The sequence below is a fragment of the Halorientalis brevis genome (genome assembly GCF_042678165.1).
GTDB lineage: Archaea > Halobacteriota > Halobacteria > Halobacteriales > Haloarculaceae > Halorientalis > Halorientalis brevis.
This window is the reverse complement of record NZ_JBHUDJ010000001.1, coordinates 108,100-129,492: the sequence shown is the minus strand read 5'-3', so window position 1 is coordinate 129,492 and position 21,393 is coordinate 108,100. Positions and strand designations below refer to the sequence as shown.

Genomic DNA, 21,393 nt, shown 5'->3' with positions numbered 1-21,393 from the left:
ACTCGCGTGCGTCTGACCCGTGCGTCTGTTTCGGTTGCGAACCGACGATCGCTTTGCCCGGGTGAGACGCGAGCGGACCGAAGCCCCGTGACCGATCCACTGAGGGTTCATTCTCCCTGGTCAGTCGCGGCTTCCTGTCGTGGGCTCACCCACTCAGCAACAACGGGACCAGCAGAACGCCCATCAGCGTTGCCCGCCGCGCTCCGAACCGCGGCGGGATCGACCCCACTACCGTCGCGACGGCAAAGACGGCGACACCGAGCGCTCCTGCAAGCACGAACGACAGGACGACGAGCAGTCCCAGGACTGCCACTGACAGCCGGGTGTACTCGACGCGGCCGACCACCTGCAGATAGCGGTCGCCGAGGGCCAGCACCAGCAGGAACCCAACGATGGCCGCCAGCGCGACGCTCGCGAGCAGGAGCGGGAGCGCGAGCGGGACGCCCGCCTCCTCGACGGCGACCAACACGCCGGTTCGCGGCGACCCGAGCGCCTGGAGCGCGAACAGCGCGAAGATGGCGTTGGCCGTGTTCACGCCGCTGGTCGTGACCACGAACCCGCGTGCGCCGTACCGATACGGGACTGCCAGGAGCGCCCCCGTCGCCGCGATGGCGCTCGAGACACCGGGGACGAACCCGACGATCGCACCGGACAGCGTTCCCACCAGCGCCAGCCCGCCGACGGCCGATCGGGAGAGCGCGACCGTCGCATTGTCTTGCGTCGGGACGCCACCGCCTCCGATCGCCTCCAGCAGCACGGGCGCGCCGAACAACCCCGCGAAGAGCGGGGCGAGCATCCCGCCAGCCGCGAGTCCACCTGACTGCAGGTCGAGCGTCGCCATTCCCAGGACACCGCTTGCCACCAGCGCGAGCGCGGCGCCGACCGTCGCCCGGTAGCTCGATTCCGTCGTCACGAGCACGACCGCGACGCCGGCCAGCACGGCCGACAGGTGGTCGCGGAGCGTCGGATAGATCGCTGTCACGGCCTCGGTGACGGGCACCGCGAGCGGCACCGCGAACACGACTGCGAGCCCACTCCCCAGTGCCGACAACCGCAGTGCTTCCCGACCGCGGCCCGCCAGGACGAGTTCGTGCCCCGGGAGGGCCGAGGCGGCCATCGCGGGATCGGGAACCCCCAGCGCCAGGGTCGGAACTACGTCCAGGAACGTGTGGACCGTCCCCGCCGCGAGCATCGCTGCCCCCACGTACCGGGGCGGCCCCGGAATCGCGTTCGCGCCCGCCGCAAGGAGGAGCGCCATGTTGTTGGCGTGCAGGCCCGGTATCAGGCCGCTGACGGTCCCCAGTGCGATGCCGCCGAGCACGAACGTCAGCGCCGTCGCGGTCGCTTCCGGCGCGACTGCGACCCGGACGCCGAAGACCGTTCCCACCATCGAGCGGAGCTGGTCCCGGTTTCGGATAAAAACGTTCGCGCCGCTCAGTCGCCGGCTGGCGTCTCGGTCCCCGGCTGTTCGAGACCGGTGATCTCGAACCGCGCGCCCGCGTCGACGCTGTCGGTGACCGTGATCGACCAGCCGTGGGCGGTGACGACGTCGGTGACGATCGAGAGTCCCAGTCCGGTCCCGTCGGGACTCGTCGTGTAGCCGCGTTCGAGCACGTCGTCTTTCTCGCTGTCCGGGATGCCCGGGCCGTCGTCTGCCACGAAGAACCCTGTTTCGCCCTCTCGCTGGACGTTCCCGACGGTGACCGTCACGTCGTCCAGTCCGTGTTCCAGCGAATTGCGGTAGAGGTTCTCGAAGACGGTGAGCAACCGGGCTCTGTCGGCCTCGACGGTCCGATTACAGGTCACCGTCAGGCTTGCGGTCCGAGTCGAGACGTTCTCCCAGGCCGTCCGTGCGACCGCTTCGACGAGGACCGGCTCGGTGTCGGTGATCGCTTTCCCCTGTCGCGCCAACGTCAACGCGTCGTCGATGATGCTCGCCATCCGCTCGTGTGCGTCCCGTACGTCCACGAGGTGGTCTCGCTCGACCGTCACCGACTCGGTGTCGTCGGCGTCGACCAGCATCAGTTCGGTCCGGCCGGCGGCGACGGACAGCGGATTCCGGAGGTCGTGGGAGACGATGCTCGCGAACTCGTCGAGGCGTTCGTTCTGGTGTTCGAGCTGCGTCTTCTGCGTCTCGAGCGTCTCTTTCTGTCGCTGGAGCTGCTCCTCGCGTTCCTTCTGGTCCGTAATGTCGTGGAGGAGGATGACGTGGGCCGTCGATGCAGCGTCCCCCTCGGTCAGTGCCGAGATGCGCACGTCGTAACAGCGCATGCCGCTGTCGCTTTCGACCCAGATCTGATCGTGAACCGTCTCGACCGGCGTCTCGCCCTGGAGGATCGGCAGGAGTTCGTCCCCGTCGAGGACCTGGTTCAGTCTCGTGATGTCCGTGAGGTGCTTGCCGATGGGCCGTTCGGTCCCGATCATGAACTTCGCCGTCGCGTTGATGTCGACGACCCTGTCGTCGGGGTCCAGGACGACGATCCCATTGTCGACCTCCTGCATGACGAAATCCCGAGCGAGCGGGATCGTGCTGTCAAGTCGAGACCGAAACAGCGAGAGCGCACGGTCGACCGGCAGCCGCCGAGCGAACGTGACGCTCGTGGTCCCGAGCAGGAGAAGGCTCCCGACTCCCAGATACGTCAGCGGGAGCAGGGTGAAGTGCGGAAACGGGCTCACTCGCGTCACCGACGCGACCGTCGCCAGAACGGTGAGGATCGCCGTCATCCAGATGACGAAACTGAGCTTTCTGTAGACGTTTCTCGACCGGAGGAGCTTCCGGAACAGCAGGACGGTGTACGTGGCACAGATCGCGTACGACCCGGCGATCGTCGCGTACATCGCCGGGCCCCACGTGTACCGGAGCGTTCCGGACGCGACCCAGCTGTCCGCGACGACGAGTCCGTGCGTTCCGTTCGTGAGGCTGAAGCCGAAAACTGCGACTGGAAACAGCGACACGAGGGCGCGTCGACCTCGCGTGAGCCACTCGGCGCGTCCGCAAAAGTGCAGCGTAAAGAAGAACGTCGCCACGACGCTGAGGGGAATCGTCGGGATGAACAGCAGGAACCAGTACAGTTTCGCCTCGTAGCTGACGCTGGCGAACGTCAAGAGCGTGAACAGCGCCCACAGTCCGAACGCGACCTGGATCACCACCGCCCACAGTTCGGCTTCGCCGTCGCGCTGTCGCCACGCAACCACTGCACTGACCGCACACAGAACGACGGCGAGGGCGAGCGGAACCGTTACGGGCGTGTATTGAAACTGCATCGGTCTGAGCGCCGCCGAACGTGTCTGATTGTCATCCAGGCTGGCTTAACTCTCTCGTTCGAGTTTCACAGTTGATAATTTGGGCGCGGATCGGCCAACAGCGGTCGGTTCGACCGGTGTGAAGCGGCTCACGCTGGTTCCTTTCGGGCGTGACAATCTTCATGGGTCGAGACTGAGATGTCACGGTATGGCAGACGTGCGATTCCCGATCGGAGTGCCGGACCTGGATCGCCTCCTCGGCGGCGGCGTGACGGCGGGCGAGTCGATTCTGACGCTCGGCGACCCGGGTGCCGGGCATCGAACCTTCCTGTACACGGCCGCGATGGTGCACGGCGCCTGGCAGTCGGGGCTGAGCAGTTCGAGCTGGAGTACGGCAGCCTGACGGCCGAGATGACTGAGCCCGACACGGTCCACTACGTCTCGCTCACGATGAGCGAAGACCGGTTTCGACAGGAACTGCGGCACACGCTCGGCGAGGACTGGGTCGAGGCGGGACTCGCCGGCATCGAGTTCACCAGCTTCGCCGACGGCTACACCTCGCTGGCGCCGCTGAACGGCCACGACGCGGGTCGCTACCGCGAGTTCTTCGATCGGATCAACGACTTCTTCGAGCGGGAGGTCGGCCGGGACGTCGTCTTCTTCGACAGCCTCTCCAATCTCGTCCCGATCGTCCACAAGTTCGCCTCCTGGGAAGACATGTGGCTGGTGCTGGATCTGCGCCGCATCCTGAACCACCGCGACGGGACCGTGACGATAACCCACGCCGACGTCGGTGCGCTCACCGACCGCGGGTACGGATTCACGACCGCGATGTTCGACGCCATCCTGCGATTCTCGTGGGAGAGCGCCGGCACGCAGCGCTACCGCGTGTTGACCGTCGAGAAGTTCCGCGAGCTGATGGCGCGAGCCGGCGAGGACGTCTGGCGGAAGTTCGACATCTCGCTCGATCCGAACGGCGTCGGGATTCACTCGATCAAGAAGATCCCGGCAAGATAGCGCTGCTGCTCGTCGGCGTGAATAAAGTGGAGAATTGAGGGTGTGGCTGCGTTAGCCGAAGAGTTCGCCGAGGCCCTCGCCGTCGGCCTCGTCGTCCTCGTCGTCGCCGTCGTCTTCTGCTTCGGCTTCTGCTTCTTCCTCGGCCTCGTCGTCGTCACCCTCTTCGAGTTCGCCCTCGGCTGCGCCGCCCGCGGGGGCAGCTGCGCCGCCAGCCGGCACGGCTGCGGCCTGTTCGACGGCTTCCTCGATGTCGACGTCCTCGAGTGCCGCGACGAGGGCCTTGACGCGGGATTCCTCCACGTCGACCTCTGCGGCGTCGAGCACGTTCGTCAGGTTGTCTTCGTTGATCTCTGCGCCCGTCTCGTTCAGGATGAGTGCTGCGTAAACGTATTCCATGGTTGGTAGTTGTGGGTTTGGTATTTAGTTGTTAGCCGAACATCGCGCCCATCGCATCGCCTGCGTCCTCGTCATCGTCGTCGTCGTCGCCGGCGTCTTCGTCTGCGTCGGGCTCGTCGGCGTCGTCTTCGTCTGCCGATTCGTCTTCCTCGCCCGCCTCCTCGGCGGCCGGTGCAGCTGCGTCGACGTCCTGGAGCTCCTCAGGGAGCGCCTCTGGGTCGTCGATCTGCGCCGCGAGGGCGCGCACCTGCCCGTCCGCTTTGCTGATGAGGTCGGGCATGAGTTCCTCGTCCTCGATGGCGGCCTGGAGCCCGACGGACTTGGCCTCGCCCGCTCCTTTACCCAGGAGCGCGGAGACCGTCTGCGCGGTCGGGTAGACGGCGTTGATCGAGAGGTTGCGAGCACCCGCAACGGCTGCTTCGATGTCCGCCTGGTACTCCTCGACGTCCAGTTCGAGCTCTTCGGGCTCGAAGAGGACGCCGTCGGCGAACACTGCTCGGAGGTCGAGTCCGACTTCCTTGGGCTCGATGCCGAGTTCGCCGAGGACGTTCGCGAGCTGGTCGTCGACCGTCTCGCCCGCTTCCAGCACCGTCGAGTCGGCCATCACCTGGATGGAGCCTTCCTGGATGCGCGCTTCGGCGCCGACGGCCTGGAGCTCACCGACGAACTGGCCCGGGTCCATGCCGGTGTCGCCCTCCGGAATGACGATGTCGTTGGGGGCGACCTCTCCGGCGTTGATCGGGGCAGCCGTCTTCGAGGCCTCGAGCTGCTTGTACAGGGCGAACGGGTTGTCGTTCGTCCCGATGAGGCCGACCTGCCCGCCGATGTACTGTTCGAGGTCTTCGAGTCCGTCCTGGACCTCGTCGAGCGCACGGTGCATGAGCGTGTTCCGGCTCACGCGGAGCTCTGCGGTGCCGTGCAGGTTGGCACGCATCTTCTGCAGCTGGCGGCTCGGGATGCCGGTGATGTCGACGATCCCGACGCTGTCGTACTCGCCGAGCGTCTCGACGAGGTCGTCGACCTCTTCCTTTTTCCACTGCGGGATGGTCTCTGTCTTGCGTTCTGCGCTCATATCAGACGACCTCCACTGCCGGGCCCATCGTGGTCTTGACGAACACGGTGTCGATGTTGAGCGGGCCCTTCTCTAGTTCTGCGTGCAGTCGGCGGAGAATGACGTCGACGTTGTCGGCGATGTCTTCGGCGTCCATGTCCTCCGCGCCGACGCGCGTGTGGAACGTCCGCCGCTCCTTGCTCCGAATCTGCACGGTGTTTTTCATGCGGTTGACGACTTCGACGACGTCGTCGTCCGGGTCGAGCGGGGTCGGCATCTTCCCGCGCGGCCCGAGGACGGTCCCGAGATAGCGACCGATGTTCTGCATCATGCTCTGCTCTGCGATGAAGAAGTCAGTCGCGTCGGCCAGGTCCTTGGCCGCGTCGTCGTCGTCGCCCAGTTCTTCGAGGTCGTCCCCGTCGAGCACGTCGTCGGCGGCGTCTTCGGCACGGACGGCGGTCTCGCCCTCCGCGAAGACGACGATACTGGTCTCCTGGCCGGTTCCGGCCGGCAGGACCACGCCCGTATCGACGCGGTTCGACGGTTCGTTAAGGTCAATGTCGCGCAGGTTGATCGCGAGGTCGACCGTCTCGCGGAAATTCCGCGGCGGGGCCTCCTCGAGTGCGCGAGTTACTGCTTGCTCTATGTCCTGATCTGCCATTGTCCACCTCCGTAGTACGCGTAGTGCTCCTACGGCGTGTCACAGGCATTCGCCTGTTGTGTGTGAGGAATCGGATGCGAAACTTAAAGCCGTCGAACCGATACTCCCCCGAGCGACGTCGTCACGGGCGACGCTGTGTGCACTCCGTGATCGCGAGCGAACGGGAAGAAACGAGCCTGACAGTCAGGCTTCCGCGGCGAACTGGTCGTCGTACTCGCCCTCGTCGATGAGTTCCTTGAACTCGCGGGGGTTGTTCCCCTCGATGGTGACACCGAGCGAGGTGCAGGTCCCGACGACTTCCTTCGCGGCGTTTTTCAGGTCGTAGGCCAGCAGGTCGGTCTGCTTCTGCTCTGCGATCTGTTTGACCTGATCGACGCTGAGGTCGGCGACGAAGTCCTCCTGGGGCTCACCGCTGCCGGTGTCGAAGCCGGCTTCGTCCTTGATGAGCTCCGCCGTCGGCGGCACACCGACGTCGATGGTAAAGGAGCCGTCGTCCTCGTACTCGACGGTGACGGGCACTTCCGTGCCGTCGAACGCTTCCGTCTCGTCGTTGATCTGTTCGACAACTGCCTGCACGTCGACGGGCGTCGGCCCCAGCTCCGGGCCGAGCGGTGGGCCAGGATTGGCCTGCCCGCCAGGGACGAGTACCTCAATGGTTCCAGCCATATACTCCGCTATCACGTGGGCGCAGTTTTAAGGGTTGCTTTTGCGACCGAACAGACGCTTTTCCGTGCGACTCCGTCACGCGCGGCTGTGGGATCGTTTGTCTCGGTGCACCAGACGAAAATATGACGGGGACGCCGTCACTCGACCGAAATCCCGTTGCGCGTGAGGAACCGACTCGCTTCCTTGATCTCGACCGGACTACCGACGATCCGATACTGTGCGTCGTCTTTGAGGATCGTGAGCGTGAATCGGCTCTCTAGCTCGTCCCGGAGGCCCTCCAGGGCGGCCTCAGGGAGCAGGATTTGCGTGCTGTCGCGCAGCATCGCCGCGTCGGGCATCACCCGAAACGACGCCAGCTCGGCGTATAGGTGTGTCGAAACGGATTCTATGTTGTCTGTCTGATACCACGGGCAGCGGCCAGTCGGGGCAAGTGTCTATTTCCTTTGCGACCGTACGGCACCGTATGAACTACGACGTGGTCACGCTCGCCGTTCCACCTGGGGAGGCACACGACCGAATCACTGCCGCCGTGAGTGGACTGCGGACGACCGAGTCAAACAGCGGGTACGAGTACCGGACGTCACGCGGATTCCATCTTGCGACTGTCAGCGAGCATCGGACCGACGATGGCGAGCGGTACTCGACGCTCCGCTACCGGACGGCGATCGTTTCGCCGACGGCTGCACACGCCCGGCGGACGGCCAATCGAATCAAGGACGCGGTCGCCGACCTCCGCGTCTCGTCGGCACCCGGCTGAACCGACCGAGCGTGAGACAGCGGGGTGCTTCCCTGTCGGGTACCCCACCGTGGGCTGGATTTATTGGGTGGCTCGACCCCAACTACGATCATGACCGTCTACGAGGCCGAGGTCCCGGGCGTCGGAAAGAAGTTCGAACTTGACGCTGGCGACGGTGAGAGACTCATCGTTATCATCCACCACGACGGGAAACGCGAGGTGTACCGGCGACCGGACGAGAACGCCGACAGCGAGAAGCTGTTCACGGTGGCCGGCGAGCAGGCGCGGAAACTCGGTTCGATCCTGGAGGGTGCGTACTTCCAGCCGGTCGAACTCGACGACGTGCAGGTGCCGCTCGGCGACGCGATCATCGAGTGGCTCGACGTCACGGCGGACTCGCCGCTCACCGGACAGACGCTCCGCGACGCGGAAATCAGACAGCACACCGGCGCGTCCGTCATCGCGATCCAGCGGGGCGATCAGACCAGGCCGAACCCCGGCCCGGAGTTCACCATCGAGGCGGACGACATCCTGGTGACGATGGGGACTCGCGACGAACTGCAGGCGCTCACCGACCTGCTGTCGGGCGACCGTGAGGGGCCGACCGACGACGCCGAGGGCGCCTGACATCGATGGCCGGTGAACTGCTGCTTGAAATCGGCATCGCCTTCACGGCGGTCGCCGTCGCGGGGTCGCTGGCGTATCGAATCGGTCTGTCGGTGATCCCCGCCTACATCCTCGTGGGCATCCTGGTCGGTCCGAACGAGCCGACGGCCATCGGGAGCGTGCCCCTGACGCTGGTCACCGACGGGGATCTCATCTCCGGCATGGCGGAACTCGGGATCGTCTTCCTCCTCTTCTTTCTGGGGCTGGAGTTCAGCGTCACCCAGTTGCTCCGGGACCGCACCCGCATCGTCAAAATCGGGTTCGTCGATCTGGTCGCGAACTTCGGAGTCGGCGTCGCGCTCGCGCTCGCGTTCGGGTTCTCCCCCATCGAGACGCTGTTTCTGGCGGGCATCGTCTACATCTCTTCTAGCGCCGTCATCACGAAATCGCTCATCGACGAGGGGTGGGTCGCCAACCCCGAGAGCGGTCCCATTCTCGGGACGCTCGTCTTCGAGGACGTCTTCATCGCCATCTATCTGGCCGTGCTGTCGGCCGTCGCTCTCGGCGAGGGGACGCTCGCCGACGCCGGAACTGCCGTGGGCATCGCCTTCGTCTTCCTGGGGACGCTGACCGCCGTCGCCTGGTACGGCACGGAGTACGTCGAGCGGCTCTTCGGGACCGATTCGGACGAACTGTTCTTGCTGCGCGTCTTCGGCGTCACCGCGCTCATCGCCGGTGCGGCCCTGGCGACCGGCGTGAGCGAAGCCGTCGCCGCCTTCTTCGTCGGGACGGCGTTCAGCCAGACGGACCACACGGAGCGCATCGAACACGTCGTCGCCCCCGCGCGCGATCTGTTCGCCGCCATCTTCTTCCTCTCCATCGGACTCACGACGGAGATCACGGTACTCGCCGGGGTGCTGGACCTGCTGGCGGTCGCGCTCGTCCTGACGACGGCGAGCAAACTGGTCAGCGGCGCCCTCTCGGGACGCGTGTACGGGCTCGATAGCCGGCGCTCGCTACGGGTCGGTCTCGGGATGGTGCCTCGCGGCGAGTTCTCGCTGGTGATCGCGGCGCTGGCCGCGAGTGTCGGCGGTCCGACGCTCGGAACGGTCGTGCCCGCTTTCGCGGTCGGCTACGTGTTGCTGATGAGTATCCTCGGGACGCTGTTCATCCAGAACGCGGACGTGGTCGAGCGACTCCGAGCGACTGGATTCGCTTCGTAGCGGCTTCTCAGCCCCGCAGCAGGTTCATGACCTCGTCGGCCACCTCTGGTTCGGTCGCCACGACGTACTGCTTTCCCGCGTTGAGTACCGTGTCCGGCCGGGCGACGCGTTCTCCCTCGTCGTCGGAGATGATCAACGAGCCGGACGGGAACCGCACGTCGGACAGCTGCTTGCCCGCGGCGGGTGCGCCGTCCTCGACGCGGATGAGCATGATGTCCAGCGTCCCGGTGACGTCTGCCAGCGTCTGGACGTCGTTGCCGACGATCTCGTTCGCTGCGATCCGCGCACCCGCTCGCTCCGGGAAGCAGATGGCGTCGACGAAACGTCTGTACGAGTCGCCGCTGCCGTTCTCCACGCGCGCGACGGTCCGTATTGCGGGTGCGAGATCCGTCGCCGCCATGCAGATGGCGAGGTTCATCCCGCTCTCGCCGGTGAGCGCGGCGATGACGTCCTGGTTTTCGATGTCGACCTGCTCTAAGATCTCGGGGTACGACGCGTCGCCCTGGATGACGGTGGCGATGTACTCGTCGGCCAACTCCTCGCACAACTCCTTGTCGCGCTCGACGATGCGGACCGTGTGTCCGCGGTCGGTGAGAATCCGCGCTGTCTGTAGGCCGACGCGCCCGCCGCCCGCGATCACGACGTTAAGGTCTGTTGTCATGTCTTAGTCCTCCTGTTGCGGTTGCATCTGTATGTCGGTACCGCTGGCGTCCGCCTCGGTGCTCGGTGCGCCCGAGCCGCGTCTCTCCTTGGCTCGTTCGAGCGACCAGTGGACCACGACGCCCAGGCCGAGCCAGACGACGCCCAGCGCCCACGTCTGCCAGCTGATGAAGACGCCGAGCAGAACGTTGAGGACGATGCCGAGCACCGGTGGCACCGGATAGAACGGCATCTCGTATGGCCGAGTCATGTTCGGGCGCTCCCGGCGCAGGCGGATGACGCTCGCGTTCACCACGACGAACGACAGCAGGAAGAACAGGCTGGAGAGGTTGCCGACCTGCCGAATAGGGATGAACAGCACCGAGAGCACCATGACGACCGCGCTCGCCAGGATGGCGACCGCGGGCGTCCCGTACTTGTAGTGGATCTGGCCGAACCGCGGGAGCAACTGGCCTTCCCGTCCCATCGAGAACGCGACGCGGCTCGACGCGATGACGACCGCGTTGAGCGCCGTCAGCGTCGAGAACACGGCCCCGAAGATGATGAGCGCCTCACCGCCACCGAGAACCGGAATCGACGGCATGAACGACTTCGCGGCTTCGGCGATACCGGTCTCGCCCGCCGCGCCGAGTTCCTCCGCTCCGAGCGTCCCGATGGCGACGATCACGACCGCGAAGTAGACGATGACTGTCGCGAGGAGACTGATGAAGATCGCCCGCGGGATGTTCTTCCGCGGGTTCTTGACCTCCTCCGTCACTGTGGTGATGAGGTCGTATCCTTCGAAGGCAATGAACGTCAGCCCCATCGCCGGGAGGAGATCGATGGGCGTGTGGCCCGCCGGAAACATGGGCTGGAACTCCGCGCCGGAGAACCGGGCGGCGGTGAACCCGAAGCCGACGAACACCACCAGAATGGCCACCTTGATGAGCGTGAAGACCGTCTCCACGCTCCCGCTGGCTGCCGTCGAGAGCGCGTTCAGGAGCACGAGCAGTGCGACAGCGCCCAGCGCCAGCCCGGTGATGATCACCGTCGCCGCGTGTTCGGGGGCCGGCACGCCGCCCTGAAAGTAGATGTGGAGCAGTTCCAGGAAGTTCGGGGCAAAGCCCAGCGCGTACAGCGCGCCGGCGATCATGTACGCGAACCAGAGCATCCACCCCATCAGGAACGACACGAGGTCGCCGAACACCTCGTTGACGAAGGCGTAGCCGCCCCCGCTCCTGGGGATGGCGCTCGCTAACTCGGCGTAAGACAGGCCGGTGAACGTGGTGACCACGCCGTTGAGCGCGAACACCAGGATGGCTGCCGGGCCGGCGGTCTTGGCCGCCAGTCCCGTGAGAACGAAGATGCCGGCACCGATCATCGCGCCCATGCCGATCATGGTCGCGTCGAGCAGGCCGAGTGAAGCCTCGGGTGACCGCTCGCCGTGACTGCTCACTGGCACCTCCGACGCAGTGTCTCGCGACAGTTGTCCGCTTTGTCTACATGACTGACATGCTTCGACCTCGTCTGTGAGCCTGTGCGACGCATCAGATATGCACAATTGCTGGCCACTGACTGATAACTCTATGGCAGGTTACACACTGCTGGGGACCGGCCGTGGGAACGAGGCCCAACGAAAGCGCTTTTGAGTACCGATGGCCGAAGGAGAAACGATGGGGCTCGAGGAGGAAATCCAGGAGATCGAAGACGAGATCGCCGAGACTCCCTACAACAAGTCGACAGAGGCCCACATCGGCCGGCTGAAGTCAAAGCTCGCACAGAAGAAAGAGCAACTCGAAAAGCAACAGTCCGGCTCCGGCGGTGGCGGCGGCTACGCCGTCGAGAAACACGGCGACGCCACCGTCGCCCTCGTGGGCTTTCCCAGCGTCGGGAAGTCCACTCTCCTCAACGCCCTCACCAACGCCGACAGCGAGACCGGCGCCTACGAGTTCACGACGCTCGACGTGTTCCCGGGGATGCTCAAGTACAACGGTGCGAACATCCAGATGCTCGACGTCCCGGGGCTCATCGAGGGCGCCGCCAGCGGCCGCGGCGACGGCCAGGCGGTGCTGTCGGTCGTTCGCACTGCTGATCTGGTCGTGTTCATGCTCGACGTGTTCGAGATCGATCAGTACGAACGCCTACACGAGGAACTGTACAAGAATCAGATCCGCCTCGACCAGGAGCCCCCTCGCGTTTCGATCCGCCGCAAGCACAAGGACGGGCTCTCGGTCAACAGCAGCGTCGATCTGGACCTGGACGAAGGGACCATCAAGGAAGTCCTCCGCGACCAGGGGTTCGTCAACGCCGACGTGACGATCGGCGAGCAGGTCGACCTCGACCGCCTCATCGACGGCGTCATGGACAACCGGGAGTACATCCCCTCGATCGTCGCCGTCAACAAGGCCGACCTCATCGAACCGGACTACCTGGAGACGGTCAACGAGAACCTGCGTTCACACGACATCGACCCCGACGAGGCCATCTTCATCAGCGCCGAGGAGGAGAAAGGACTCGACTCGCTCAAAGAGGAAATCTGGGAGGCGCTCGGGCTCATCCGCATCTACATGGACAAACCTGGACGAGGCGTCGACTACGAGGAACCGGTCATCCTCCGGAAGGGCGACACCGTCGACGACGTCTGTAAGGAGATCGGCGGCAACTTCGACGAGCGCTTTCGCTTCGCCCGCGTGACCGGGCCGAGCGCCAAACACGACGAACAGCAGGTCGGCCGGGACCACGAACTCGCCGACGAAGACGTCCTGCGCATCGTGGCCCGGAAGTGATGGCCGCCGCCCGTCGCCGACTCCTGGCCGTCGCCGCCCTCGTCCTCGCTCCCCTGACCGTCGTCTTTTCCCGCAGGGCGCCTACCATCTTCTTCCCGTTCGGCTCGTTCACGCCGAACCCGACCTCGTTCACTGCGATCTGGGACTACTATCTGCGGTACACGAACGGCCTTCCGGAGTATCTCGTGGCGTGGGGCATCGCCGTGGTGCTGGTGGTGCTGGCGATCCTGAGCGCGCTCTCGGGCGTAGTCTGGCGCGAGGACGCCCGCGTCACGGCCGCTCTCCTCGCGCTGGCGGGCGCGAGCAACCTCGCGTTCGCTGGGGGATTCATCCCTCGCGTGGGATACACCGGCGTGCCGGTCGGGACGCTACTGCTCTGGACGGTCGTCTGGTGGTACTATCGGGACGCCTTCCGTCGGGTGCTGGCCGTCACCGAGCGTCAGCCGGACTGAGTCACTAGCCTTTTCGCCGTGCCGCCCGTGCCGTCGTGTATGCACGCGACGCTCGACCACGTGATGATGCGCGTCGAGGACCTCGAAGAGTCCCTGGACTGGTACAAGACCTACCTCGACTACGAGGAGTACGGTCGGTGGGAGGCCGAGACGTTCACCAACGTCTACCTCGCCCCGCCGGACAAACACGATGACGGTGCGATGCTGGAACTCACCTACAATCACGACGACCGGAGCTACGACATGGGCGACGCCTGGGGCCACATCGCCGTCCGCTGTGACGACGTCTACGACGCCTACGAGGAACTGCTGGACCAGGGCGTCGAGGACTACCGCGACCCCGACTCCTGCGGCGGGAGCTACGCCTTCGTGACGGACCCGGACGGCCACGAGATCGAGATCGTCGAGCGCGACCACGGCGCCAAGTGGAGCCTCGATCACACCATGGTCCGCGTCGAGGACGCCGACGCCGCTATCGGCTGGTACACCCGCAAACTGGAGTACGACCTGTTCCGCCGCGAGGAGTTCGACGACTTCGCGCTGTACTTCCTCAAACCCGAGGACGCTGCCCCCGAGGAGATGTCCGTCGAACTCACCTACAACTACGACGGCCGGAGCTACGAACTGGGCGACGCCTGGGGCCACCTCGCGGTCCGGGCAGACGACCTCCACGAGGACTGGGACACGCTGATGGCCCGCCACGCCGAGGACTACCGCGATCCCGAGAGCTGTGACGACCGCTACGCGTTCACCAAGACGAACGACGGCCACGAAGTCGAACTTCTCGAGCAGTAACGCCTCGTCCTGAACGGGGTCGCTGCCGTTTCTCTCCTCGTAGATTCCGTCGTCCGCTAGCTCGGGCACTGGTCGGGACGACTGCTCGCCGACGCTACCGGGCACTGTGGGTTCGCCGTCGAACTACCGAGTGTCGCGCACGTCGCACCCGCAGGCCGGACAGTTGAGCCGGTCCTGCTCGAACGTGAGCCCGCAGTACGTACAGGCGAACGCCGGGGTGCTGTCCAGGTGGCCTCGAAGTTTGTCGGTGATGCTCATGGTTGGGTGCGAGCCGTCAGTCGAGTTTCCCACACGTTCGGCAGCGTGAGCCGCCGGCGTCGGCGTCGTACACGAGCGATCCTTCCTCACAGTGACGACAGCCCATGTAACTGGCACTCAGACGCAGCGGCGGCGTTTCGGACGGTTCGAACGGTGAGTCGGAATCGACGTTTGACCTGTCTACGCTCATCGACTGTAACGAACGTCTACTGTTACAAAAGCTTAGTGGGCATACGTCCTAGTCTACCTAATATAGGTCAATATTCCCCAGGCCAAATGCGCACTCGTCGTGGGAACGACGATTCTAGCGGCTGGAAGTGGACAGTCGAGCAGATGGCGGGAGAAAGAGGGGCCGATGGGCGGTCGGGCGCCGGAACGCGTGCGTCGGCACGGAGACGCGGATTCGAGCCGGTTCGGTGCGAGCGGCTAGTCGTCTGCTTCGCCCGACTCGGTCGCGTGGTCGTGGTCGGGGCTCACCGCCTCGGGCAGGTCGGGAACGCGGCTCATGTCGTGGGTACCGGTCGGCGGGAGGTTCACCTCGGCGGCCGCCGAGGACTCCAGGTCCGTCGCCCCGTCGATGGCGTCCATCTCGCCGTCGGCCACGTCGCGGGCGTCCTGGTCGATGCGCATCGAGCAGAACTCCACGCCGCACATCGAGCAGAAGCGCGCTTCCTTGTAGTTGTCGCCGGGCAGGGTCTGATCGTGGTACGCTCGCGCGCGCTCGGGATCGAGCGCGAGGTCGAACTGCCGGCGCCAGTCGAAGTCGTAGCGGGCCGCCGAGAGCGCGTCGTCCCAGTCGCGAGCGCCCGGCAGGCCGGCGGCCACGTCGCCCGCGTGGGCCGCGATCCGATACGCCGCGAGGCCGTCGCGCACGTCTTCTGCCTCGGGGAGACCCAGGTGCTCCTTGGGCGTGACGTAACAGAGCATCGCCGCGCCGGCTCTGGCGGCCTCGGTCGCGCCGATGGCGCTCGTGATGTGGTCGTACCCCGGCGCGACGTCGGTCACCAGCGGCCCGAGCAGGTAGAACGGCGCTCCGTCACAGACCTCCTGCTGGCGTTCGACGTTGTCGGCCACGTCGTCGAGGGGAACGTGGCCCGGGCCTTCGACCATCACCTGCACGTCGCGGTCCCAGGCCACCCGAGTCAACTCGCCGAGGGTCTCCAGTTCCGCAAACTGCGCCTCGTCGCCGGCGTCGGCGAGACAGCCCGGGCGCAGCCCGTCGCCGAGGCTAACGGTCACGTCGTGCTCGCGGAAGATTTCGCAGATCTCCTCGAACTTCGCGTAGAGGGGGTTCTGCATCCCGTTTTCCTCCATCCACTGGGCGAGGATCGAACCGCCGCGGGAGACTATGCCCGTCGTCCGGCCGTCGGTCAGCGGGAGGTGTTCCATGCGCACTCCGGCGTGGATCGTCATGTAGTCGACGCCCTGTTCGGCCTGCTTCTCGATGACGTCCAGCAGGAGTTCGTGGGTCAACTCGGCCGCGCCGCCGGCGCGTTTGACGGCCTCGTAGATGGGGACGGTCCCGATCGGCACGGGCGAGTGTTCGACGTTCGCCCGGCGGATCTCGTCTAAGTCGTCCCCGGTCGAGAGGTCCATCACCGTGTCCGCGCCGTAGTGGACGGCAGTGTGGAGCTTCCGAAGCTCGCCGTCGAGATCGCTGGTCGTCTCGCTGTTGCCGATGTTGGCGTTGACCTTGGTCGCGAACTCGCGCCCGATAATCATCGGGTCCAGCGCCGCGTGGTCGTGGTTCGCCGGAATGACGGCCTGCCCCGCAGCGACTTGCTCGCGGACGAACGCCGGATCGCGGTTCTCCCGCTCGGCGACTCGCTCCATCGCGTCGGTTATCTCGCCGTCACGTGCACGCGCTAGCTGGGTCCGAGACATGGACAACTAGTGAATACCACTCGGTGATAAACTTTGCTCACGTCGGCGCATAGCCACGGTGGGAAGAAGCAGCACCGGGTTAACATCGAGCGGTCACTCGTCGACGACGACGACCTTGACCTGCTGGACGCCGCTCTGCGCCCGGAGCCGGTTCGCCAGTTCGCTGATCGCGTCGCCGGGACCCTCGACGACCAGCGTCTCCATGCAGGTGTCGTGGGAGAGGTGGATGTGCTGGACGGAGGTGATGATGTCGGCCATCTCGTGTTGGATGTTCTGGAGGGCGTCCGCGATGCCGTCCTCGTGGTGGTCGTGGACGATGACGATGGTCCCGTGGTGGCGCTCGTGGGTCCCTTCCTCCCACTCGTAGGCGGCGAAGAAATCGCGGAGGGCGTCCCGAATCGCCTCCGACCGACTCGCGTACTCCCAGTCGCCGACGATACCGTCGAGACGCTCGACCATGTCCGGCGGCAGCGTCAGACTGATCCGGTCGATGTCGTCGCTCATGGCGTCGCGTAGGAAACCGGTCCCTATAGGGGTTGGCTCACGCTTCTTTCCGGCGCCCCGTCGACCAGTAATACTGGCGAAGGAGAAAGTATTATTTGCGCCGGTCGGTCAGTGAACATATGCACATTCCCGATGGATACGTGGACCTGCCGCTCGCGGTGGCGCTCGCCGTCGCGTCGGTGGTGGTCCTCGCCGTCGCTGCTCGCCGTGGCGGTGACGAGCTAACCGACGCGCGGGCGCCCCTGCTCGGCGTCGTCGCCGCCGGCGTCTTCGCAGCGCAGATGCTCAACTGGCCGATCCCCGGCGGCACCAGTGCTCACTTCGTCGGTGGCGCGTTCAGCGCCATCCTGCTCGGCCCGCATCTGGGCGCGCTCTGTGTCGCCACGGTGGTCGTCATCCAGAGCCTCGTGTTCGGCGACGGCGGCGTCGTCGTCCTCGGCGCGAACGTGTTCAACATGGCCATCGTCCAGGTGTACGTCGGGTACGCCGTCTATCGGGTGCTCTCGCCGGTGGGCGACGTTCGGGCGGCGTTCGTCGCCGGCTGGCTCAGCATCACCGCCGCTGCCGTCACGGCCGGCGTCCAGCTCGGCCTCTCCTCGGCGTTCGCCTACGAACTGACGACGACGGTCGCCATCATGGGCGTCGGCCACCTTCTGCTCGGCCTCGTCGAGGGTGCGATCACGGCGGTCGTCTACCGCTACCTCGCCGACGCGCGTCCGGACCTCCGCCCCGGCGCTGACCCGGAGGTGAGCGTCTGATGACCCGCGCTGATCTCGACGGCTGGCGCAGTCGCGCCGCCCTCGTCCTGCTGGTCCTCGTCGTCCTCGCTCCGGTGTTCGGGTGGGCCGCCGGCCAGGTCGGGTACGCCGAACCGCTCGAAAACGCCGCCGAAGAGACGGGGGCAGCCGACGACGCGGACCCTGTCCACACCGGCGTCCTGCCCGATTACAGCGTGCCCGGGCTCGGGTCAGTGAGTGGGACGTTCCTCTCGGCCGTCGTCGGGACAGCGGTCACGCTGGTCGTCGCGACTGGACTGGGTCGACTCGTCGGCCAGACACATGACGCGGAGTGACCTGTTCGCCCGCACGGTCGGCAACCTCGCGGGGAAAGCGCGCTGGTTTCTCCTGGCCGAACAGACGCCCGACCGCGACGGGTTCCTCCAGGCCGTTGCCCCGTCGGTGAAGCTGGTCGGTCTCGTCGCGCTCGTCGCCCTCGCGGCGACCAGGGATGCGCTCGCGGCGGCGGCCGCACTCGGCGGCCTCGCGTGGCTGCTCGCGCTCGCGTCGCGGGTGCCCGCGAGAGCGTTCTTCGGGCGGGTGAGCGCCCCGCCGGCGTTCGCGTTCCTCGTCGTGGCTCCCCAGGCCGTCCTGATGGACGGCCCGGCACTGGGCGGGACGCCATTCTCGGAACCCGGCGTGAGCTACGTCGTCCTGTTCGTCGTTCGGGTCGCGGCCTGCGTCGGTTTCCTCTCGCTCGTGCTGCTGACCACGCGATTTACGGACCTGCTGGCGGGACTTCGCCGGCTCCGCGCGCCCGGCGTCGCCGTGACGCTGCTGGCGATCACGTACCGCTATCTGCTGGTCTTCTTCGCGGAACTCGAACGGATGGTTCGCGCACGCGAGAGCCGCACCATCCGAGCCCGTGGGATCCGGAAGACGTGGCGGGACTCGGGGAACTTCACCGGGACCTTCCTCCTGCGGAGCATCGAGCGTGGCGAGCGCGTCCAGCGGGCCGCACGCGCCCGGGGCGGCACGCAGCTGACTCACTACGATCGGACGCAGTCACTCGGTCGGGCTGACGCCGCGTTCGCGGCGCTGGTCGCGGTCGCCGTCGTGGCGGTGGTGCTGTGAGCGTGATCGAGGCGTCCGAGGTCAGGTACGCGTACCCTGATGGCACGCTCGCGCTCGACGGCGTCGATCTCGCGATCGAACGCGGCGACCGGGTGGCGCTCCTGGGGCCGAACGGCGCGGGCAAGAGCACGCTGCTCCAGTTGCTCGGCGGGCTGCTCGATCCCGACGGCGGTACAGTCCGGTACTTCGGCACCGATCAGCCTCCAGGCGAGGTCCGCGACCGCGTCAGCGTCTGTACGCAGAACCCCGCGGACTACCTGTTCAATCCCACCGTTCGCGAGGACGTCGAGTACGGTCCCGCCCAGCTCGACGTGCCGCCCGCCGAAGCCGACGAGCGAGTCGACCGCCTCGCGGACCGATTGGGCCTCGAAGGGCTGCTCGACAAGCCGCCGTTCCGGCTGAGCGGCGGCGAGAAGCGACGAGCGGCGCTGGCCAGCGCGCTGGCGACGGAGCCGGACGTCCTCCTCCTCGACGAGCCCGTGAGCAACGTCGACGCGGCCAATCGTCGGGCCATTCTCGACCTGCTCGACGAACTCGCCGCCGAGGGCGTGACCCTCGTCGTCTCGACGCCCGACACCGAACTCGCCCCCCACGTCGCCGATAGGGTGGTGCTGCTCGACACCGACGGGACCATCGTCCGGGACGGACCGGCCCGTGCGGTCCTGACCGACACCGGGCTCCTCGAACGGTGCGATCTCGTCCCGCCGCAGGTGGTCGAGCTGTTCTCCCGGCTCGACGAGTCGGACCCGCCGCTGACCGTCGCTGGAGCGGTCGAACGACTCGAATAGCGTGCACTGTCGGTCTCGACTGCCGATCGGCAGCCGACCGCATCCGGCGACGAGCGGACCGTACCGGCTGACGGGATGACCGTCCGTCCGCCTGGGGACGCTCTTCTCGAACGCTGGGTCGCTTCGAGCGCTGTTGGTCACGGTTCGTCAACGCTCCCGCGGCTCTGGCGCCCGCCCGTTGTATAATGAACGATCATGAGGTTTATGGGCGTAGGCGTCGGACGAGTGAGTGAGGACATCGCGTCCAGACTGACCATGACCCGGCCTCGACGAGACGAGATCGACCCGATGGTGCCAGAGTTCGCAACTGACACGTACGCGGCCGACGGAGGCGGTCGCATCACGACTGCGGGAGGCGTCGCAACCGACGCCGAGGCCGAGGCGCCGCTCGTTCCCGACCTCTCGTGACGAGTCGCCGGGCGTCCGGATTCGTCGCATCGCCAAGCGGATCGCACGGACCGTCCTTTCCCGGCTCTCTTCGCGCCCGAGCGATGGCTCCAAGCCGGCCGCCCTCGGGGAGAGATACAAGCCGTACTTTGATAATCGCGGTCGTTATTTGCGCGAGTATGGGGTCTGACCGAAACGAAGTGGACGACGATGAGTCGGACGCGCAGCCAGCGATCGTCACGGACGGGGGGCCAGAGGACGGCAGCCGGCGGACCTGGGACCAATCAGACCCGGACTCGCTCACGAGTACCGTAGTCCGTGCCGTCGCTGAGACCGCCGAGATCGATCCGCTGGAGATGTCCGAACCCCTGAACGACGTGCTGGACGCCGACGCACTGGGATCGCTCCTGGCGTCCGGCCCGGGTGACGGCAGCGTTTCGGTCACCTTCGAACTCGCTGGACAGGTCGTGACGGCACGCGACGACGGCGTGATCACCGTTCAGTCGGCCCCGTCCGCTTCTGGTGCCTGACGCCTCAGGACGCGTCGCTCGTGGTTTCGCTGAGCGTCGCTTCGAGGAGCGTTGCCAGTCCGCGCCGGAGCCGCTGTGAGGCAGCGGAGTCGGAGATGTCGAGCAGATCGCCGAGTTCGTCCAGCGTCACCGCTCGCGGGACCTCGAAGTAGCCGTGTTCCATCGCGGTCTGCAGCACCTCCCGCTGTTCGGGAGTCAGATCGCACTGTGGCACGTCGGTCGCCTTGCTCGGACTGTACAACTGCTGTAACTGGATCCGGATGTCTTTCTCCCGACAGCGGCGGCTGAACGTCGAGAGCGCTTCGTACTCGCGAAACCGCAGTCGGAAGGTCCACTCGTCGTCCCGCATCGACGCTTCGAGGACGATCGCGTCCGTTTCGAGCAGGACCGGAATCAGATCGTCTGGGCTGTCGTCCCACTCGATGTCGAGGAGCTGTCTCGCCTCCATCTCGGCGACGACCGTCACGCGCTCGACGTACTCGGTTTCGTCCAGCGCGTCGATGAGTGCGCCGGTCTCGGCAGTTTCGACCCAGACGTACGGCATCACTGTCGAGGAGATCGGGACGATCGACTCGACGCTAAGCGTCGCGTCCGGAACCGCCTGGAATGCCCGGCCGAGCGCGAAATCCGACGCGGAGAGGCGGACGCTTGCGATGACGCTCATGTCCCCGCCTCGGCGTCCACTGGCCGCGAGACGTCCCGTGCCGGCCGTCCGAGGGATCCTCTCGGTGAGGTGCTCCGCCGTTCGGGCCCCTGCTCATCGTTCACTCCGCGCTGTCCAGCCACGCGGTAGCTCGCGTCCATCATGTCAGGATCTAACAGTCCTGCGGCTGCGACCCCATCCGTGCGTCCCCGTCCAGATTCCAGACGAGCACCGAGCGCGACCAGTCAGTGTCGTGCCAGCTTGTTGCCCTAATAAAT

28 protein-coding genes are annotated in these 21,393 nt (G+C 66.1%); 14 read left to right on the top strand and 14 right to left on the bottom strand.

The window, feature by feature from the left end:
* Nucleotides 1-145: 145 nt before the first annotated feature.
* Nucleotides 146-1,390 (bottom strand): tripartite tricarboxylate transporter permease, encoded by a 1,245-nt coding sequence (locus ACFR9U_RS00695; protein WP_247377858.1) that lies wholly within the window; start codon nucleotides 1,388-1,390, stop codon nucleotides 146-148.
* A gap of 44 nt (nucleotides 1,391-1,434) precedes the next feature.
* Nucleotides 1,435-3,264, bottom strand: a complete 1,830-nt coding sequence (locus ACFR9U_RS00690; protein WP_247377856.1) for a histidine kinase N-terminal 7TM domain-containing protein — start codon at nucleotides 3,262-3,264, stop codon at nucleotides 1,435-1,437.
* Between the two features lie 187 nt (nucleotides 3,265-3,451).
* Between ACFR9U_RS00690 and ACFR9U_RS00685 the strand changes: the two genes are divergently transcribed.
* Together ACFR9U_RS00685 and ACFR9U_RS00680 are read left to right on the top strand one after the other, a co-directional pair.
* Nucleotides 3,452-3,646, top strand: coding sequence for a hypothetical protein (locus ACFR9U_RS00685; RefSeq protein ID WP_247377855.1), 195 nt, complete (start codon nucleotides 3,452-3,454; stop codon nucleotides 3,644-3,646).
* A gap of 8 nt (nucleotides 3,647-3,654) precedes the next feature.
* A complete protein-coding gene (locus ACFR9U_RS00680; protein ID WP_247377852.1) occupies nucleotides 3,655-4,260 on the top strand; it encodes an RAD55 family ATPase in 606 nt (201 codons plus the stop codon).
* A gap of 51 nt (nucleotides 4,261-4,311) precedes the next feature.
* On the opposite strand, the gene rpl12p is transcribed toward ACFR9U_RS00680, so the two are convergent.
* From rpl12p to ACFR9U_RS00655, 5 genes are all read right to left on the bottom strand, one after another.
* Nucleotides 4,312-4,656, bottom strand: coding sequence for a 50S ribosomal protein P1 (gene rpl12p, locus ACFR9U_RS00675; protein ID WP_247377851.1), 345 nt, complete (start codon nucleotides 4,654-4,656; stop codon nucleotides 4,312-4,314).
* A 31-nt stretch (nucleotides 4,657-4,687) separates the two neighbouring features.
* Nucleotides 4,688-5,728, bottom strand: a complete 1,041-nt coding sequence (locus tag ACFR9U_RS00670; RefSeq protein WP_247377850.1) for a 50S ribosomal protein L10 — start codon at nucleotides 5,726-5,728, stop codon at nucleotides 4,688-4,690.
* 1 nt (nucleotide 5,729) lies between these two features.
* Nucleotides 5,730-6,368, bottom strand: a complete 639-nt coding sequence (locus ACFR9U_RS00665) for a 50S ribosomal protein L1 (protein ID WP_247377847.1) — start codon at nucleotides 6,366-6,368, stop codon at nucleotides 5,730-5,732.
* A gap of 183 nt (nucleotides 6,369-6,551) precedes the next feature.
* On the bottom strand, nucleotides 6,552-7,034 hold the full coding sequence (locus ACFR9U_RS00660; protein WP_247377845.1) for a 50S ribosomal protein L11: 483 nt from the start codon (nucleotides 7,032-7,034) through the stop codon (nucleotides 6,552-6,554).
* A gap of 137 nt (nucleotides 7,035-7,171) precedes the next feature.
* Nucleotides 7,172-7,372, bottom strand: coding sequence for a VNG_1110C family protein (locus tag ACFR9U_RS00655; protein WP_247377843.1), 201 nt, complete (start codon nucleotides 7,370-7,372; stop codon nucleotides 7,172-7,174).
* 125 nt (nucleotides 7,373-7,497) lie between these two features.
* Between ACFR9U_RS00655 and ACFR9U_RS00650 the strand changes: the two genes are divergently transcribed.
* From ACFR9U_RS00650 to ACFR9U_RS00640, 3 genes are all read left to right on the top strand, one after another.
* Entirely contained in the window at nucleotides 7,498-7,791 is a 294-nt protein-coding gene (locus tag ACFR9U_RS00650) for a hypothetical protein (RefSeq protein WP_247377841.1), read from the top strand.
* Between the two features lie 90 nt (nucleotides 7,792-7,881).
* Nucleotides 7,882-8,397 carry a cation:proton antiporter regulatory subunit gene (locus ACFR9U_RS00645; RefSeq protein WP_247377839.1) on the top strand — a complete coding sequence of 172 codons (516 nt, stop codon included), beginning with the start codon at nucleotides 7,882-7,884 and terminating at the stop codon, nucleotides 8,395-8,397.
* 5 nt (nucleotides 8,398-8,402) lie between these two features.
* Nucleotides 8,403-9,599: a cation:proton antiporter gene (locus tag ACFR9U_RS00640; RefSeq protein ID WP_247377837.1), complete on the top strand. Its 1,197-nt coding sequence runs from the start codon at nucleotides 8,403-8,405 to the stop codon at nucleotides 9,597-9,599.
* Between the two features lie 7 nt (nucleotides 9,600-9,606).
* Here the strand turns inward: ACFR9U_RS00640 and ACFR9U_RS00635 are convergent, their stop codons facing one another.
* Both ACFR9U_RS00635 and ACFR9U_RS00630 read right to left on the bottom strand, forming a co-directional pair.
* The gene (locus ACFR9U_RS00635) at nucleotides 9,607-10,260 is read right to left on the bottom strand and encodes a potassium channel family protein (RefSeq protein ID WP_247377835.1); all 654 of its coding nucleotides are present in this window, start codon (nucleotides 10,258-10,260) and stop codon (nucleotides 9,607-9,609) included.
* A 3-nt stretch (nucleotides 10,261-10,263) separates the two neighbouring features.
* Nucleotides 10,264-11,694: an APC family permease gene (locus ACFR9U_RS00630; protein ID WP_247377832.1), complete on the bottom strand. Its 1,431-nt coding sequence runs from the start codon at nucleotides 11,692-11,694 to the stop codon at nucleotides 10,264-10,266.
* Between the two features lie 217 nt (nucleotides 11,695-11,911).
* Between ACFR9U_RS00630 and ACFR9U_RS00625 the strand changes: the two genes are divergently transcribed.
* The 3 genes from ACFR9U_RS00625 to ACFR9U_RS00615 are packed head-to-tail and all read left to right on the top strand — an operon-like array spanning nucleotide 11,912 to nucleotide 14,271.
* Entirely contained in the window at nucleotides 11,912-13,024 is a 1,113-nt protein-coding gene (locus ACFR9U_RS00625) for an OBG GTPase family GTP-binding protein (RefSeq protein WP_247377830.1), read from the top strand.
* Nucleotides 13,024-13,476, top strand: a complete 453-nt coding sequence (locus tag ACFR9U_RS00620; RefSeq protein ID WP_247377828.1) for a TIGR04206 family protein — start codon at nucleotides 13,024-13,026, stop codon at nucleotides 13,474-13,476. Before ACFR9U_RS00625 ends, ACFR9U_RS00620 begins: the two co-directional genes overlap by 1 nt.
* 39 nt (nucleotides 13,477-13,515) lie before the next feature.
* Nucleotides 13,516-14,271: a VOC family protein gene (locus ACFR9U_RS00615; RefSeq protein WP_247377825.1), complete on the top strand. Its 756-nt coding sequence runs from the start codon at nucleotides 13,516-13,518 to the stop codon at nucleotides 14,269-14,271.
* A gap of 123 nt (nucleotides 14,272-14,394) precedes the next feature.
* On the opposite strand, the gene ACFR9U_RS00610 is transcribed toward ACFR9U_RS00615, so the two are convergent.
* The 4 genes from ACFR9U_RS00610 to nikR all read right to left on the bottom strand — a co-directional run bounded on the left by ACFR9U_RS00610 (nucleotide 14,395) and on the right by nikR (nucleotide 16,917).
* On the bottom strand, nucleotides 14,395-14,529 hold the full coding sequence (locus tag ACFR9U_RS00610; RefSeq protein WP_282594268.1) for a hypothetical protein: 135 nt from the start codon (nucleotides 14,527-14,529) through the stop codon (nucleotides 14,395-14,397).
* Between the two features lie 16 nt (nucleotides 14,530-14,545).
* Nucleotides 14,546-14,719 (bottom strand): hypothetical protein, encoded by a 174-nt coding sequence (locus ACFR9U_RS00605; RefSeq protein ID WP_247377823.1) that lies wholly within the window; start codon nucleotides 14,717-14,719, stop codon nucleotides 14,546-14,548.
* Between the two features lie 236 nt (nucleotides 14,720-14,955).
* On the bottom strand, nucleotides 14,956-16,413 hold the full coding sequence (thiC, locus tag ACFR9U_RS00600) for a phosphomethylpyrimidine synthase ThiC (protein WP_247377820.1): 1,458 nt from the start codon (nucleotides 16,411-16,413) through the stop codon (nucleotides 14,956-14,958).
* Nucleotides 16,414-16,506: 93 nt separating this feature from the next.
* Nucleotides 16,507-16,917, bottom strand: coding sequence for a nickel-responsive transcriptional regulator NikR (gene nikR / locus ACFR9U_RS00595; RefSeq protein WP_247377818.1), 411 nt, complete (start codon nucleotides 16,915-16,917; stop codon nucleotides 16,507-16,509).
* Nucleotides 16,918-17,036: 119 nt separating this feature from the next.
* On the opposite strand from nikR, the gene ACFR9U_RS00590 reads away from it, so the two are divergent.
* From ACFR9U_RS00590 to ACFR9U_RS00565, 6 genes are all read left to right on the top strand, one after another.
* Complete coding sequence (locus ACFR9U_RS00590) at nucleotides 17,037-17,675, top strand: energy-coupling factor ABC transporter permease (protein WP_247377815.1); 639 nt, start codon at nucleotides 17,037-17,039, stop codon at nucleotides 17,673-17,675.
* Entirely contained in the window at nucleotides 17,675-17,989 is a 315-nt protein-coding gene (locus tag ACFR9U_RS00585) for a PDGLE domain-containing protein (RefSeq protein ID WP_247377813.1), read from the top strand. The genes ACFR9U_RS00590 and ACFR9U_RS00585 overlap by 1 nt, the downstream gene beginning before the upstream one ends.
* Nucleotides 17,976-18,767: a cobalt ECF transporter T component CbiQ gene (gene cbiQ / locus ACFR9U_RS00580; protein WP_247377809.1), complete on the top strand. Its 792-nt coding sequence runs from the start codon at nucleotides 17,976-17,978 to the stop codon at nucleotides 18,765-18,767. The genes ACFR9U_RS00585 and cbiQ overlap by 14 nt, the downstream gene beginning before the upstream one ends.
* Nucleotides 18,764-19,555 carry an energy-coupling factor ABC transporter ATP-binding protein gene (locus ACFR9U_RS00575; protein ID WP_247377806.1) on the top strand — a complete coding sequence of 264 codons (792 nt, stop codon included), beginning with the start codon at nucleotides 18,764-18,766 and terminating at the stop codon, nucleotides 19,553-19,555. The genes cbiQ and ACFR9U_RS00575 overlap by 4 nt, the downstream gene beginning before the upstream one ends.
* A 225-nt stretch (nucleotides 19,556-19,780) precedes the next feature.
* Nucleotides 19,781-19,963, top strand: a complete 183-nt coding sequence (locus ACFR9U_RS00570; protein ID WP_247377804.1) for a hypothetical protein — start codon at nucleotides 19,781-19,783, stop codon at nucleotides 19,961-19,963.
* Nucleotides 19,964-20,121: 158 nt separating this feature from the next.
* Nucleotides 20,122-20,472 (top strand): HalOD1 output domain-containing protein, encoded by a 351-nt coding sequence (locus ACFR9U_RS00565; RefSeq protein ID WP_247377801.1) that lies wholly within the window; start codon nucleotides 20,122-20,124, stop codon nucleotides 20,470-20,472.
* A gap of 4 nt (nucleotides 20,473-20,476) precedes the next feature.
* On the opposite strand, the gene ACFR9U_RS00560 is transcribed toward ACFR9U_RS00565, so the two are convergent.
* Complete coding sequence (locus ACFR9U_RS00560; protein ID WP_247377798.1) at nucleotides 20,477-21,136, bottom strand: helix-turn-helix domain-containing protein; 660 nt, start codon at nucleotides 21,134-21,136, stop codon at nucleotides 20,477-20,479.
* Between the last annotated feature and the right edge of the window lie 257 nt (nucleotides 21,137-21,393).

Coding starts and splice junctions, on each gene's coding strand:
- ACFR9U_RS00680 (WP_247377852.1), top strand. CDS start 3,655: ATGACTGAGCCCGACACGGTCCACTACGTCTCGCTCACGATGAGCGAA.
- ACFR9U_RS00660 (WP_247377845.1), bottom strand. CDS start 7,034: ATGGCTGGAACCATTGAGGTACTCGTCCCTGGCGGGCAGGCCAATCCT.
- ACFR9U_RS00685 (WP_247377855.1), top strand. CDS start 3,452: ATGGCAGACGTGCGATTCCCGATCGGAGTGCCGGACCTGGATCGCCTC.
- ACFR9U_RS00695 (WP_247377858.1), bottom strand. CDS start 1,390: ATGGTGGGAACGGTCTTCGGCGTCCGGGTCGCAGTCGCGCCGGAAGCG.
- ACFR9U_RS00610 (WP_282594268.1), bottom strand. CDS start 14,529: ATGAGCATCACCGACAAACTTCGAGGCCACCTGGACAGCACCCCGGCG.
- ACFR9U_RS00670 (WP_247377850.1), bottom strand. CDS start 5,728: ATGAGCGCAGAACGCAAGACAGAGACCATCCCGCAGTGGAAAAAGGAA.
- ACFR9U_RS00690 (WP_247377856.1), bottom strand. CDS start 3,264: ATGCAGTTTCAATACACGCCCGTAACGGTTCCGCTCGCCCTCGCCGTC.
- ACFR9U_RS00620 (WP_247377828.1), top strand. CDS start 13,024: ATGGCCGCCGCCCGTCGCCGACTCCTGGCCGTCGCCGCCCTCGTCCTC.
- ACFR9U_RS00560 (WP_247377798.1), bottom strand. CDS start 21,136: ATGAGCGTCATCGCAAGCGTCCGCCTCTCCGCGTCGGATTTCGCGCTC.
- ACFR9U_RS00615 (WP_247377825.1), top strand. CDS start 13,516: ATGCACGCGACGCTCGACCACGTGATGATGCGCGTCGAGGACCTCGAA.
- ACFR9U_RS00665 (WP_247377847.1), bottom strand. CDS start 6,368: ATGGCAGATCAGGACATAGAGCAAGCAGTAACTCGCGCACTCGAGGAG.
- ACFR9U_RS00605 (WP_247377823.1), bottom strand. CDS start 14,719: ATGAGCGTAGACAGGTCAAACGTCGATTCCGACTCACCGTTCGAACCG.
- ACFR9U_RS00565 (WP_247377801.1), top strand. CDS start 20,122: ATGGGGTCTGACCGAAACGAAGTGGACGACGATGAGTCGGACGCGCAG.
- ACFR9U_RS00645 (WP_247377839.1), top strand. CDS start 7,882: ATGACCGTCTACGAGGCCGAGGTCCCGGGCGTCGGAAAGAAGTTCGAA.
- nikR (WP_247377818.1), bottom strand. CDS start 16,917: ATGAGCGACGACATCGACCGGATCAGTCTGACGCTGCCGCCGGACATG.
- cbiQ (WP_247377809.1), top strand. CDS start 17,976: ATGACGCGGAGTGACCTGTTCGCCCGCACGGTCGGCAACCTCGCGGGG.
- ACFR9U_RS00590 (WP_247377815.1), top strand. CDS start 17,037: ATGCACATTCCCGATGGATACGTGGACCTGCCGCTCGCGGTGGCGCTC.
- ACFR9U_RS00655 (WP_247377843.1), bottom strand. CDS start 7,372: ATGCCCGACGCGGCGATGCTGCGCGACAGCACGCAAATCCTGCTCCCT.
- ACFR9U_RS00625 (WP_247377830.1), top strand. CDS start 11,912: ATGGGGCTCGAGGAGGAAATCCAGGAGATCGAAGACGAGATCGCCGAG.
- ACFR9U_RS00640 (WP_247377837.1), top strand. CDS start 8,403: ATGGCCGGTGAACTGCTGCTTGAAATCGGCATCGCCTTCACGGCGGTC.
- thiC (WP_247377820.1), bottom strand. CDS start 16,413: ATGTCTCGGACCCAGCTAGCGCGTGCACGTGACGGCGAGATAACCGAC.
- ACFR9U_RS00650 (WP_247377841.1), top strand. CDS start 7,498: ATGAACTACGACGTGGTCACGCTCGCCGTTCCACCTGGGGAGGCACAC.
- rpl12p (WP_247377851.1), bottom strand. CDS start 4,656: ATGGAATACGTTTACGCAGCACTCATCCTGAACGAGACGGGCGCAGAG.
- ACFR9U_RS00635 (WP_247377835.1), bottom strand. CDS start 10,260: ATGACAACAGACCTTAACGTCGTGATCGCGGGCGGCGGGCGCGTCGGC.
- ACFR9U_RS00585 (WP_247377813.1), top strand. CDS start 17,675: ATGACCCGCGCTGATCTCGACGGCTGGCGCAGTCGCGCCGCCCTCGTC.